Annotated in this window: 10 protein-coding genes; 3 read left to right on the top strand and 7 right to left on the bottom strand. The window is 52.8% G+C overall.

What is annotated here, in order from left to right:
• Nucleotides 1-89: 89 nt before the first annotated feature.
• A complete protein-coding gene (locus BN4_RS17265) occupies nucleotides 90-2438 on the bottom strand; it encodes a PAS domain-containing sensor histidine kinase (RefSeq protein WP_015415631.1) in 2349 nt (782 codons plus the stop codon).
• A 169-nt stretch (nucleotides 2439-2607) separates the two neighbouring features.
• On the opposite strand from BN4_RS17265, the gene recQ reads away from it, so the two are divergent.
• Nucleotides 2608-4833, top strand: coding sequence for a DNA helicase RecQ (gene recQ / locus BN4_RS11805; RefSeq protein WP_015415630.1), 2226 nt, complete (start codon nucleotides 2608-2610; stop codon nucleotides 4831-4833).
• A 157-nt stretch (nucleotides 4834-4990) separates the two neighbouring features.
• On the top strand, nucleotides 4991-6265 hold the full coding sequence (locus tag BN4_RS11800; RefSeq protein ID WP_015415629.1) for a transcription antitermination factor NusB: 1275 nt from the start codon (nucleotides 4991-4993) through the stop codon (nucleotides 6263-6265).
• A 154-nt stretch (nucleotides 6266-6419) separates the two neighbouring features.
• Here BN4_RS11800 and BN4_RS11795 read toward each other — a convergent pair whose 3' ends face one another.
• Together BN4_RS11795 and BN4_RS11790 are read right to left on the bottom strand one after the other, a co-directional pair.
• Nucleotides 6420-7892 carry an Rne/Rng family ribonuclease gene (locus tag BN4_RS11795; protein ID WP_015415628.1) on the bottom strand — a complete coding sequence of 491 codons (1473 nt, stop codon included), beginning with the start codon at nucleotides 7890-7892 and terminating at the stop codon, nucleotides 6420-6422.
• Nucleotides 7893-7935: 43 nt separating this feature from the next.
• Nucleotides 7936-8889 carry a radical SAM protein gene (locus BN4_RS11790; protein ID WP_015415627.1) on the bottom strand — a complete coding sequence of 318 codons (954 nt, stop codon included), beginning with the start codon at nucleotides 8887-8889 and terminating at the stop codon, nucleotides 7936-7938.
• A 300-nt stretch (nucleotides 8890-9189) separates the two neighbouring features.
• On the opposite strand from BN4_RS11790, the gene BN4_RS11785 reads away from it, so the two are divergent.
• Complete coding sequence (locus tag BN4_RS11785) at nucleotides 9190-10113, top strand: tRNA (adenine-N1)-methyltransferase (RefSeq protein WP_015415626.1); 924 nt, start codon at nucleotides 9190-9192, stop codon at nucleotides 10111-10113.
• A 165-nt stretch (nucleotides 10114-10278) separates the two neighbouring features.
• Here BN4_RS11785 and BN4_RS11780 read toward each other — a convergent pair whose 3' ends face one another.
• From BN4_RS11780 to BN4_RS11765, 4 genes are all read right to left on the bottom strand, one after another.
• Nucleotides 10279-10992 (bottom strand): substrate-binding periplasmic protein, encoded by a 714-nt coding sequence (locus BN4_RS11780; RefSeq protein WP_015415625.1) that lies wholly within the window; start codon nucleotides 10990-10992, stop codon nucleotides 10279-10281.
• A gap of 427 nt (nucleotides 10993-11419) precedes the next feature.
• Nucleotides 11420-11854 (bottom strand): thioredoxin family protein, encoded by a 435-nt coding sequence (locus tag BN4_RS11775; RefSeq protein WP_015415623.1) that lies wholly within the window; start codon nucleotides 11852-11854, stop codon nucleotides 11420-11422.
• A gap of 70 nt (nucleotides 11855-11924) precedes the next feature.
• Nucleotides 11925-12335: a PaaI family thioesterase gene (locus BN4_RS11770; protein ID WP_015415622.1), complete on the bottom strand. Its 411-nt coding sequence runs from the start codon at nucleotides 12333-12335 to the stop codon at nucleotides 11925-11927.
• A 2-nt stretch (nucleotides 12336-12337) separates the two neighbouring features.
• Complete coding sequence (locus BN4_RS11765) at nucleotides 12338-13156, bottom strand: sugar phosphate isomerase/epimerase family protein (RefSeq protein ID WP_015415621.1); 819 nt, start codon at nucleotides 13154-13156, stop codon at nucleotides 12338-12340.
• Between the last annotated feature and the right edge of the window lie 10 nt (nucleotides 13157-13166).

Here is a 13166-nt window from a genome sequence, read left to right as displayed (position 1 = left end):
AATCAGCACCTATCGATAATGAAAAATCCCTTGTCAAATAAAGATGACGAGGGATTTCCATTATGAAAAAGAAAAGGGATTCCTCAAAATTAAAACATGGTGCCCCCTGCCAGGCAGGGTCGTGCCGGGAAAGAGACCGTCACAGTCGTCCCGGACTCAGCAGTACTTTTCATCTCAATTCTGCCCCCCTGCGTCAGGGCGATGAGCCGTGCCGAATACGTCCCCAACCCGGTACCGAACCGCTTGCCTGACGTGACATATTTTTCAAAAAAGCTCTCCCTGATATCGTCGGGGACCACAGCTTTGTTGTGAACGGCAATGCTCATCTCTTCGTCAGTACTACAATGGATGGTTACCCGATCGCCGGCTTCAGAGGCCTCCACTGCATTTTTTACCAGATTGGCGAGCATGGAATGGCAGAGCAACTCTTCGCCCTGCACAAGGAGACATTCATTTTCCTCGGCCGGCCTCCCATCAATATAAATCGAGATCGAGACCTGAAGCCGATCCAGGGTTTCGCCCAAGTCAACCATCACATTCTGAATGACACGGAGGATATTAAGATCCTCCGGCGCAAACTCGTAAGTTCCTTCTTCCATCTTGAAAAGATCAAGCGAGAGATTGACCATTCTGAGCAATCGATGGGCAGCCTGCTCCATGTCCCCGAGCAAAAGCCGCTGCTCCTCGGTAATATTCTCGGCCTTACGCAAAGTGCGAGGCACCCAGATGAAGGACATGATGGGAGACTTGAGGTCATGCCGGACGATCCGTTCCACATCCTTCTCCAGCCGCTCCAGACGCTTTCGTTCAGTAATATCACTTTTGACCACAACAAAGTTCTCGACCACGCCATGCCTGTCACGGACAGGAGAAATGGAACACCGTTCCCACAGGACATCACCGGATTTCGTTCGGTTTCTGACTTCACCAAGCCACTCTTCTCCTCCCCGGACACACTCCCAAACCTGATCATAGAAGAGTTCATCCTCATCAGTGAGCATGAATCCCAGCTTGCGCCCCACCATTTCCTCTTCTGAATAGCCAGATGTCGAAGCAAAACAGGGATTCACCGAAAAGATACGACCGGCCGTATCGGTCATGGCAATGGAAACCGGACTTTGTTCCACAGCCCGAGCCAATTGTCTCAAGCGAACCTCGGCCTCCCGCCAATCAGTGACATCCAGCGATATACCACACACTCCAAGAATATTTCCTTCCGCACTCAGCAGGGGGAACTTGGTTGATGTCCAGTGCTCCGTCTTCTCACCATTGGGAACTGTTATCTCCTCAAACAACGGCTGACGGGTTTTCAGAACGACTTTGTCGCCCTCCTGAAACTGTTCGGCCAAATCATTTCTGAACATCCCGAAGTCAGTCTTGCCAAGGAGTTCATGATCCGGCCTATGCATTTTTTCAGTAAAGCGGACATTGACAAAAAGATACCGACCGTCCACGTCCTTGGCATAAATCGCTGCCGGAGAGTTATCCATGATGGCATCAATAAACTGATTTTTGTCCCGTAGCTCCTGCATGGTTTCCTTCAAACCGGTGATATCCCTGTTGCTGGCTCTTCTCCCCAGAGGATCTCCTTTGTCATCCCACACAGGCTGAGAAACATGCCCAATCCACCTGACATCCCCGGACCGCGTAATGATGCGAAAATCCAGGCTGATAGGTTCATCCGATTCCAACGAACCAAGCAAGGCGCGCCGAACAGCCCCCCTGTCCTGCGGATGAACAATCGTCTCGAAGAGAAGCGAAGGGTCTTCCTTGAGCTTTTCAGGCTTGTAGCCAGTCACCCGTTCAAAGGATGGTGAGATATAGAGGAACATCCCATGAGGGCCGAGCCAGAACTCCCAATCGTGAGTGAAGTTGGCGACTGTCCGATATCGCTCTTCCCGTTCAAGCAGAGCTTTTTCCGTCATTTTGCGGCCGTTTATATCCCAAAAAACACCGGCGACACATTCGGTTCCATCATCACCGAACTCATCACACGGGACCAATCGCAAGGTCATGCAAAACCACCGATAACTGCTATCCGCTATCTGCCACCGATATTCACACCGTGTCACTCTGGTCTCCCCCAGACGACGAAAACGGCCGAGCACCCGATCCCTGTCCTCCGAATGAATCCGGGACTGCCACAAGGACGGGTCCTCATAAAAAAGCGTCATGGACAACCCCGTGACCACCTCGACACTGACACCGATATACAAAAGGTCATATTCTCCGGTATTGCGGCAAAAGAAAGGAACGCTCTTCATGGAGGAAAAAACGTGATCCTGAAGAGCAGCTCTCTGTTCCACGGAAAGTTCTGCTCCCGGCATGTCATTCGAGTTCTCTAACTTCAACCGCGACTCAAGCTCCCGAATACGTGCCTCGGCCTTTGCAAGCGCTCGCTCCAGCTTTGTCTGAGCATTCTTTTCTTTCGCGGTCATCCAATCCCCTCATGGTATGATAAAAAGACTTTAGTTATAGGAAAATCGCAGAAAAAAAAAGTTTAGGCAATATGGTTATTCCAAAAAACAGCGTTCCTTGCCCCCCGAGGCTCTGCCGCCACAGTCTCCACGTTGCCAACTGTCCGGCTTTGGCCTACCCTCGCGCACCATGACAGCATCTCCTCACCCAACCATTCCTCAGGCCCCCAACGACATCCTGCAAACAGTCTTCGGCTTCAACAAATTCATCGGCCTTCAGGAGCCTGTTATTAACAATGTCATGAGAGGTGGCGACTCTCTCGTTCTCATGCCCACTGGTGGAGGGAAATCCCTGTGCTATCAGATCCCCTCCATGCTCAGACAGGGAGTCGGCATCTGTGTTTCTCCGCTGATCGCCCTCATGCAGGATCAGGTACAGGGATTGACGCAAATGGGAGTCCGTGCCGCGTGCCTCAATTCCTCTCTTGACCCACACACCGCAAGAGACGTGGAATATCGACTGGAGACAGGCCAACTCGACATTCTCTACATCGCCCCGGAGCGCCTCTTCAAACCTGGCTTCCTGGACTTTCTTAACCGCTGCAATCCCTGCCTCTTTGCCATTGACGAAGCGCACTGTGTCTCCCAATGGGGGCACGACTTCCGGCCGGAATACATGCAACTTTCCATCCTGCGGGATCGATTTCCGAATGTCCCCAGACTGGCCCTCACAGCCACGGCCGACGAACCGACCCAGCGCGATATTGTGGCCAATCTTCATCTGGAGCAAGCTGGCGTCTTTGCCACCGGGTTTGATCGTCCCAATATATCCTACACCATCCTGCCCAAAAACAACGGGCGAAAAATGCTCCTGCGGTTCATTGAGGAAAACCATTCCGGAGATGCAGGGATAGTCTATCGACTGAGCCGAAAAAAAGTCGACAAAACAGCGGCTTTTCTCAAGGAAAAAGGATTGAATGCGCTCCCGTACCATGCAGGACTCTCCCCGCGAGAACGGCACGACAACCAGGAACGATTCATGCGTGAAGAGGGCGTCATCATGGTCGCTACCGTGGCCTTCGGTATGGGTGTGGACAAACCCAATGTCCGCTTTGTCTGCCACCTGGAGCCTCCCAAATCCCTGGAAGCATACCACCAGGAGACAGGTCGCGCCGGGCGGGATGGCCTCCCGGCCTCTGCCTGGATGTGCTATGGTATGCAGGATATTGCCATCCTGCGCGCCATGATCGACTCTGGGGAAGCCAATGATCAACGGAAACGGGTCGAGGTCTCCAAACTCGGTTCCATGTTCGCCTACCTTGAAACCGCCACTTGCCGCCGCCAAACCCTCCTCGGTTACTTCGGTGAGGATATCGAGCCATGCGGTAACTGTGACAATTGCACGTCTCCCGTGGAGACATGGGATGGGACCGTCGCCGCACAAAAAGCGCTCTCCAATATCTATCGGACGGAACAACGATTCGGCGTCAACTATCTGACTCAGGTTCTGGTCGGCAAAACGACGGACCAGATACAACGCTTCGGCCATGACCACATTTCCACTTTCGGTATCGGGACGGAACTGGATCAAAACCAATGGAAATCTGTCTACCGCCAACTGCTGGCCAGCGGTCTCGTCTCCGTTGATACTGAACGGTTCAACGCCCTGACTCTCAACGCCCGTTCATGGCCGGTGCTCAAAGGAGAAAAGGAAATCCGCTTCCGCACCGACCCGGCCCTTCCCAAAAAGACCAGGACAAAAAAGACCCGTTCCAGCATCGCTGCCGACGATATTCTCACGGACTGGGAAACCGAAGCTCTTTTCAACTCCCTGCGTGACTTACGACTCTCTATCGCTGAGGAACAGGGGGTTCCACCCTATGCCATTTTCCCGGACAAAACCCTCTTGGAACTCGTCAAATATCGCCCACAGGACCTGGACTCCTTTGGATGCATATCCGGCGTCGGCGAAGTCAAACTCGACCGTTTCGGCCAAATATTCCTCACGAGCTTGAATATCCACGAAGAGAACTACGGCCGCCCGGCAAAGACGCCCCCTCTCCCTGCTGACAGGGCAGAACAGCGCGAAAAAAAGAAACAGAAACAAAAAGAATTCCCTGCCACCGCCCAGGAATCCCTGGATCTTTATTTTCAGCTTGGCGATATAGACGCCGTGGCAGAACGCCGTTCTCTCAAGCCCGCTTCCATTTGGCGACATCTGACACAGGCTGCTCAATTGCGACTGATAGACTACAAACAGATCGCCAACCTGCCGGAAATCGAAGTATCCCTTATCCGCGACACACTCCGCGAATTCAAAGAAAAAGGAATCGTCGCCCTCTCACCAACCTACGAGGCCCTTGATGCCAAATACTCTTATGAACTGATTCGTCTTATTCGTGCGTGCTCGCGATAAAACTCTCTTTTTATTCGTTAAACCATAAATTCATTTTCTTCTGCGCAGTCTCTTTTCATGAAAAAAAGACTGCTGACTACTGTGCACTCTCTAAAATATCAGAAAAGACACAAAACCGTCGCTTGCAGCATGGTATAACAAAGAGTATGCAGGGAGCATGAAAGCACGTTCCCCCAAGCCCCTGCCTCCGGCGAGACGGGTGGCGCTCGAAGCACTTTATCGCTGCCTTTTTTCCAGGCAGGACATTCAGGCTGCCCTGGATGTCGCCCTGTCATCAGGGACGATTGACCCGCGCGACGCTGGCCTCGCCACACAACTGAGTTATGGCTATCTCCGCCTGAAAGGCCGGATAGAGTATGTCCTGTCACGATTTCTCAAGGACCCCGGAAAACTGTCGCCCAAAATGCGCCTTGCCATGGGTGTTGCCGTCTATGAAATTCTTTTTCTGGACAAAGTCCCGGCCTATGCCTCAGTGGACTGGGCCGTGGAATTTTCCAAGACCAAACCCGGCGCACGTTTATCAGGGCTCTTCAATGCGGTCCTGCGACGCATTTCCGAACTCGGCGACCAAGCCCACGATAAGGATTTCTACCGCAAGGACGCATCGCTCCCGGAATTCCTCACACGATGGTATTCCTGCCCACAATGGATTGTGGATCTCTGGTGGGTGACTTACGGAGAAGACAAGGCCATCAAATATCTGGAGGCCCAAACCGGACCTCCTGCCATGGGAATCAACCTCTTCGGCCATCCTGACGCTGACGAAATTTTTACAGACCTCGCTGGGGCACCGGAAATTCTCGATATAGAAGGTTTCAGCTTCGCCCTCCCGGCCGGAACATCGTTTGAGGAGGAACCCGACCCGCCTCTGGCCCGCCAATCCTTTGCCGCGCGACAGGCGATCGAAGCTCTGGACCCGGAGACATGGTCCGGCCCGGTCTGGGATGCATGTGCAGGACGGGGTGGGAAAACCCGTATTTTATTGGAAAAAGGACTCAAGGTCTTTGCCTCGGACCCTCATACCGGGAGACTCTCGGCTCTTCAGAAGGAACTCCCCGGAGTGACGGTTTTTGAAGCCAATGCAGCCACGGCTGTTCCCCCGCATGAACCGGGAACCATTCTGCTCGACCTGCCCTGCTCGGGCCTCGGTGTTTTGTCGCGCAGACCCGACACCAAATGGAAACGCAAGACAAAGGACCTCGACGACCTGATCAAACTCCAGGCCGAGATTCTGGATAATGCAGCCCAGCGCGTCAAACGAGGTGGCAGAATCGCTCTCATCACCTGCACGCTCAACCCGGATGAAAATGAACGGCTGACTGCCCGTTTCTTGAAAAAATACCCGGAAGCAACCTTGAAAAGAGAATGGACCACCCCGCCGGAATCCCCGTTGGGCGAATTCTTTTATAGCGCCCTGCTTGAGGTAAGATAAAACACGCGCTCTTATAGTGACGTCAATGAGCATAGAAAAACCGGCTTGAAAATTCATTTTCAAGCCGGTTTTTCTATCATTCGTTGCCTTCAGGTCGATCACAGAATCCCCCCTCTTTCCAGAGGAAGGATCACCCGACAATCACGCCCTGAGACTATTCATCATATTCAAATTCGATATCCACATGAATTTCCTTGCCATAGGTCTCTTCCAATTCGGCAAGAATCTTGCGCTTGTGGTTGAGTAGGTAAATGGCCAACTCCTCTTCGCATAAATATTCCACGACCTCATCGCCGGGCTTGTGCATCTCACGATGAATGGATTTCAACGCCTGAAGCGCCTGCCATTCCAGATTGCGACGAATGCCTGTTCCCTTGCAACAGGGACATGGTTCAGTGGAAATGGCGATGGCTGAAGAGCCAAGGCGTTGCCGAACAAGTTCCATCAATCCGAAAGAGGAGATGCGGCTGACATCGGTCCGCGCGCGATCATTCTTCATCTCGGCACGCATGACTTTTTCAACTTCCCGGCAATCTTTAGGGTTTTTCATTTCAATAAAATCGATGACGACCTGTCCACCGATATCGCGCAGACGCAACTGCCGGGCAATTTCCCGTGCGGCTTCCACGTTGGTCTTGAGGGCCATCTTCTGAAAATTCCTCTCGCCGCCGATCTTGCCTGAGTTGATATCCACGGCGGTCAACGCTTCGGTGGCATCAAAGACAAGTCGCCCGCCAGACGGCATGGATGCTTCACGGGAATAAATTTCCTGCACCTGCTTCACGAGATTGAACCGCTCCAGAAGGCTGAGGTCATGGTCCTCATGCAACTTGACGAGGTTGTTCTTGCGCGGAAAGGCCAGTTTGACGAACTGTCGAACCTGCTCGAAGGTCTCCTTGTCATCCACATACACCTCAGTCACGTCGGTGCTGAGATAATCACGCACAGCGCGGGCCGCGAGGCCGAGTTCCTCATAGACAATGACCGGAGCCTTTTCGCTCTGGGCATTGGACCGAATATCCGTCCATAATCTGTTGAGGTATTTGTAATCACGCTCCAGAGCGGCCTTAGACTGTCCCACAGCGGCAGTCCGGGCGATAAGCCCCACTCCTTCGGTGGTTTCAAAGGACTCAAGCGCCTTCTTCAGACGCGTGCGCTCCTTTTCATTTTCGATCTTGCGGGAGACGCCCATCTGGCTACGCCCCACAGTGTAAACGAAACTGCGACCGGGCAAAGACAGGTAGGAAGTCAGGAAGGCTCCTTTCTTACCGGTGGGTTCCTTAACGACCTGGACAAGGACTTCCTGGCCGGGCTTGAGGACCTTCTGCATGAGTGGGAAGCGCTGGCCTTTCTTGGTCGCCGGGCTGCCCATATAATATTCTGGATGGACCTCGTCTATCTGGAGGAATCCGTTCCGCTCCGCGCCATAATTGATGAACGCGGCTTGAAGCCCGTTGTCAATATTGTGAATGTAGCCCTTGTAGATATTGCCTTTGGTCTTGGCCTGATGGACCATTTCAACGTAATACTCGTTGACTTTACCCTCTTCGGCAATAACAACTTCAACCTGTTCTCCCGGCAGTACGGAAATGAACATCTTCTGTCGTCTCTTCTTGATGACGGTCATAAAAAACCTCGTATGAAAAATGTCAATGTGTCACAGCGCATGTCTAGCCCTCGAGAACGTGCCCCGTGCCGTGGAAGAATGTCTCGCCCCGGTCTTCCCGAGAGACGACGTCGCCCATCTTCACGAGGGCTTCCACGGCCTGGCGGACCATCGTCTGGTCCACGTTCAAGGCTCCGGCCAACTGGGGAACTGTCTGCGGCCTTCGAACCAGGGATGCCCCGACAAGAGCGGTCACCCGCTCCAGGGACAGTGCTTCCAAATTCGAAGTCGCTGTCGGGCAGTTTTTTTCCTTGCCCCTTTCCAGTTGCATGCGCCAACGGCTCAGGATTGCCCCGTCAACGGGGCGGGTTCCTCTGACCGTACCGGGGCGGGTCGTTGTGACCACATCCACCCGATCCGGGGTAAGCCGTTTGCAAAATTCCGTTAGCTTGGCGAGGTTGGCGTCAGTATCGTTGACTCCCTCAACAAGCAAAATTTCCAAAAATATCTTTCCCTTGAATCCCTGTCTGAATGCCATCAATCCATGGGCGACGTCCATGGGATCAACTCCGGCGCACGGTCGGTTCACGGCGTCGAATTCGGTCTTCACCAGAGAATCAAGGCTCGGCAGGATCACATCGGCCAGTGCCAGCTCCGTCCTGACAGACGGGTCTGTCATCAAGGTGGAGTTTGTCAGCACAGCGACATCCGTGTCAGGAAAAAGTTCCCTGGCGCCGGCAATAACAGCCGGCATCTCCGAGTTAAGACTCGGTTCACCGAGTCCACCCAGCGTAATCATGTCCGGTGGGGCCAGTCCCTCATCCTTCCAGGCGGCGAGCTCGCCAAGGATATCAGAGGCAGGGACATAGGGTTTGCGAAAGAGTGTCAAATCGCGGGTCGCACCCACTTCACAGTATACACAGTCCATGGAACAAATACGGCCACCCAAAAGATCAAGCCCGAGCGACCGGCCGAGTCGCCCGCTCAGTACGGGACCGAAAACGTATTTGTAAGCCATGCACTCTTCTCCCTCGCGGCCTGCGCTCATCATTGTATGCAGGCGAAAAATCTACTCAGTTTATTAAGGACGCGGAGACACATGTCAAGGATGGGATGAATCAGTCCTACAGGGGCCGAGCCGCTATGGCAAGCAAAGTCGAAGAAACAACGGGTATTAATAATGTCTTTGACAGCTTTCTCAGGTAGAATCAAATTCCCGCAGCCGTGAGGCGGGAAAGAAGCACTTGAGCCGTTTTTCTTGACTTCCACGGCGCTCCACCGTACCCCCAAGGTCCATATTTCATCAGGAGGCGGCACAATGCTCGAAGCCGGACAACTCATATTGCTTATCAGCCACAAGGGAAAACGATATCTTCGCAAGCTCGAAGCAGGCGGGGAAGTTCATACCCATGATGGCAAACTGCTCATGGATGAAGTGGCGGAGGCCGGATTCGGCCAGTACGTCAAAACCCATCTTGGGCGACCATATCTCATTTTGAAACCAACCCTGCACGACCTGATCAAAGGCGTGAAGCGACAGACCCAGATCATGTATCCCAAGGAAATCGGCTATCTGATGATGAAGCTCGGCATCGGTCCAGGCTCCACTGTCATTGAATCAGGAACCGGTTCCGGTGGCCTGACCACCGCCCTGGCCTGGTTTGTGGGCGATACCGGCAAGGTCATTACCTATGAACGCCGTGCCGACTTTTTCAAACTTGCCGGGAAAAACCTGCAACGGGTCGGCCTTGACCACCGTGTCGAGCAGATCAACCAGAATATCGAGGACGGCTTCCTCCACTCTGGTGCGGACGCGCTCTTCCTTGATGTCCGTACCCCGTGGGAATATCTGCAGTCCATCCCGAGCGCAGTCATCCCTGGTGCCATGTGTGGTTTCTTGCTGCCAACGGTCAATCAAGTTTCCGATCTGCTGCGCGGCCTGGAAGCTGGTCCTTTTGCAGAGTTGGAAGTCCTTGAAATTCTGGTCCGCCGATGGAAACCCGTGGCAGACCGTTTGCGGCCGGATGATCGCATGGTCGCACACACCGGTTTCCTGGTTTTTGCTCGCTACATGGAGCCGCCCAAAGCCGCACCCAAACCAGAAACGGACGCGGAACCGAAAGTCGAAGCTGCCCCCCTCAGTCAAGACGCCGTGAAGCCTGAAGAGACATTGCCCCAGGCAGATGCTCTCCCGGAAAACACGCCGTCAGACATGGGTAAAACGAACACAGACGACGTTTAACAAAAGCGCCGCTTCAGGTATAGCGGCAAGAAACGAGACGAGACAGCCTGACCTGTCTTTGGATCATCCAAGATCGGATTCGAGAGCACAGAAGCTGCTTTCGGGTCCGTTCTTTTTGTATAAATGCACAACTCGGCCTCCAATACCATGACCGAAAACTCACCATCATTGTCCCAATGCCTGGTGCAATATCCTCAAATACGTGCCGTCAGCTTTCATGGCCTTGAGGCAATTGGCAATCCGTGAGGAAAGATACGCCTGACTTTTATGGAGGTAAATATACATGGGCCTGACAGCAAGGGGCGGGCAGCAAACCTTGATACCATGAGTTCCCAGTTCACGGAGCTTAGCTTTCCCGGCATACAATTCATACAGCGCCACATCAATTCGTCCCTGGTCAAGCATGTGAAACATGATGTCGGGATTTCGCAAATGCGTCACTCCGACTGAATCAGGCACATTCTTTTCAAAGATTTTCCAGCCAAGGAGATAGCCGACCCGACGATTACGGAGCGCTTCCCAACAGGAAAACCCTTTTCCCGTGCGGGAAAAAGCGACAAATTGATACTCTATGACTTTTTCCGGTATCTGAATCAAGTTTGGATATTCTGTCTGCAAACCGCCGATTCGAGGCAATTCCATATCACATTTCCCGTCATTGGCAGAGACGAGCGCCCTCCCCGGAGGAAGACGGATGAATTCAATTTCCCTCTCGATCCGCCTGCCAAGCTCCAGGATCAGCAGATCAAAAAAACCTGTCTGATCATGAGTCGAAAACGGCGGCTTGATAGAGGTGCTGACTCTCATAGGAGTCAAGGCCATCCCCGGAACAGGCAGAAGGATCGCAAACAGGAGTAAACAGACAAAAACACGTTTCATGATGTATGAGAGGGTTATTATTTTATTAATGCATAGCCCTACAATACAACATGATCCGAGTATTGGCTACTCTATCATAGCCGATTGTAAAATCAATTTGCCTGATTGAAAAATCACGACTCATCTCCCACAGCAACGGTATCACCGCAGGGAGTGTCATTGTCACGGTGTTATCTGTCGTATCAAATCCATAGTTGTCCGGCATCAAGCCCACAATGACCCCAAGCCACTTATCGAATGAAGAGCTTCAAAATGGTCATCAAAAGGCAATCACGGCAGAGCTGTTCATTCTGTGCAACATCTCTCGGCAGACATCAGGTGACACATGGAGCGCAAATAAGCGTGACGCAGAGCATGTCGCCGGCCCTATCCGAACAGACAAGAAATCTTGTATCCAAATCAAATCCTGTACATCACACTCTGCTCTTTAAAGATTTTTTCGTGCCCAAGCGACAATATCATGGGCGTTCATCGCCCCCGGCTGGCGGGCAATTTCCCGACCGTTCTTGAAAAGAACCAGCGTCGGAACGGACATGATATCAAACCGAGCAGCAACGCTGTGCTCCGCAGAGGTGTCAATTCTGCCAAAACGCACCGAAGGATACAGCAATCGCGCAGCTTCCTCGAATTGTGGTCCCATCATCAGGCAGGGACCGCATGTCGGTGAATAGAAATCCACCAACACGGGAATGCCTGTTTTGGCGATATGCCGATCAAAAGTCATGCCGACCAATTCCAGCACATGTGGCTCATAGACCTTGCCACCGCATTTGCCACATGTTGCCTGAGCTTCCCGACCAGCCTGAACCCTGTTGATGGCCCGACATGCCGGGCAAACGATAAGATCTGTCGATGGAGTCATGTTTCATCTCCTGAATTGATTTGTATGACGGAGTCATTCCATTCAAAGCCGTCCTCTGGGGATGCTTTTTCTAGTGAACGATCATGAATGATGCCGTTGCCTTGGCTACCTCGCGCCCCTCCACCAAGGCCACGGCCCCGGCAAAAACAATCCGGCTGCCGCGCTTGTCCACCCATCCCTCACATGTGATGCATTCTCCGTTGAGAACCGGGTGGTAGAAGCAAACATTCATATCAATGGTCGATGCCACCTCACCCTGCTTGTTGCCCCCCAGAACAGCGTGAGCCATGGCACCATCCAAGAGGGAGGCAACAATGCCTCCGGCAACCACACCACCGCCTTGTATCAATCCGGAAGTAACCTCAAGACGAAGGACGGCCCGATCCACGGCAATGGATTCGACTTCTATTCCATGTGAAAGAAACAACGGGTTGACCTGTTGATCCTTTTTTCGGACCTGTTCAAGATATGGAGTGGGCATATTCAAGCTTCCTTTGCACCCCGCATCAGGCGGGTCTCAATATGTGTCCGCATTCCTGCCAGTATTTCGGTACTGGCATCAAGATCATCGGGGAAAGCAGACGGTTCCAGTTCCAGGGTAAGGTAGCCATCATACCCACGTTTGCCAAGATGCTTGAGAAAATCATCGAGCGGCAGGTCGCCCTTTCCTGGAGAAAGGTGCTCGGTATACCCCTTGGCATCAGAGAAATGGACGTTATACAAGAGCGCGTCAGGCACATGACCAATGGCATCCATGATATTCAACCCGGACACTCCCATATGACAGACATCAAAAGTCAATCCAACATTTTTGTCACGACACAGTTCCAGGAGTTGCTCAAAGGGATGCCTGCCAAAGGGTGAACCTCGCACCCAGGGCATGGTTTCCAAAGAAAATCGCACACGCCCCTTGGCGTCGAGTAACAGAGCAAGGTCATGAGCCTTCTCGAACCATCGGTTGGCGATCATGTTGGCAAGCCGAGTGCCGGGTGGATGCAGTGTGATATGGTCGACGTTGGGCAGGGAATTGGCAAGAGAAGTCGTCGCTTTCCAGGCTGCAAGGTGTCCGCCCCAATCCGACCAGCGTCGAAAAGGTGCATGCAAACTCTTGATGGGAAGCAGCGCATCCACTCCATCCAGCTCCGAAGAGTGACACAACCGGGGCGAATTCATGATCACCTCAAGACCTGCGAACCCGGCATTACGGCCAAGGCGTGCTATGAGACGCAAGGGAAGATGAAAAAGACATCCTGAAGAAAGCAGCAGCATTGGTCTCGGTCTGAAGGAAGAGTTGACGTCCATACTCTCTCAT

Source organism: Pseudodesulfovibrio piezophilus C1TLV30, assembly GCF_000341895.1.
In the GTDB taxonomy this organism is placed as follows: domain Bacteria; phylum Desulfobacterota; class Desulfovibrionia; order Desulfovibrionales; family Desulfovibrionaceae; genus Pseudodesulfovibrio; species Pseudodesulfovibrio piezophilus.
The sequence above is the reverse complement of the archived record's forward strand: the minus strand, read 5'-3'. Positions and strand labels throughout refer to the sequence as shown.

Bases quoted from the DNA above. Each gene is read 5' to 3' on its own strand.
- BN4_RS17265 (WP_015415631.1), bottom strand. From the start codon at position 2,438: ATGACCGCGAAAGAAAAGAATGCTCAGACAAAGCTGGAGCGAGCGCTT.
- recQ (WP_015415630.1), top strand. From the start codon at position 2,608: ATGACAGCATCTCCTCACCCAACCATTCCTCAGGCCCCCAACGACATC.
- BN4_RS11800 (WP_015415629.1), top strand. From the start codon at position 4,991: ATGAAAGCACGTTCCCCCAAGCCCCTGCCTCCGGCGAGACGGGTGGCG.
- BN4_RS11795 (WP_015415628.1), bottom strand. From the start codon at position 7,892: ATGACCGTCATCAAGAAGAGACGACAGAAGATGTTCATTTCCGTACTG.
- BN4_RS11790 (WP_015415627.1), bottom strand. From the start codon at position 8,889: ATGGCTTACAAATACGTTTTCGGTCCCGTACTGAGCGGGCGACTCGGC.
- BN4_RS11785 (WP_015415626.1), top strand. From the start codon at position 9,190: ATGCTCGAAGCCGGACAACTCATATTGCTTATCAGCCACAAGGGAAAA.
- BN4_RS11780 (WP_015415625.1), bottom strand. From the start codon at position 10,992: ATGAAACGTGTTTTTGTCTGTTTACTCCTGTTTGCGATCCTTCTGCCT.
- BN4_RS11775 (WP_015415623.1), bottom strand. From the start codon at position 11,854: ATGACTCCATCGACAGATCTTATCGTTTGCCCGGCATGTCGGGCCATC.
- BN4_RS11770 (WP_015415622.1), bottom strand. From the start codon at position 12,335: ATGCCCACTCCATATCTTGAACAGGTCCGAAAAAAGGATCAACAGGTC.
- BN4_RS11765 (WP_015415621.1), bottom strand. From the start codon at position 13,156: ATGGACGTCAACTCTTCCTTCAGACCGAGACCAATGCTGCTGCTTTCT.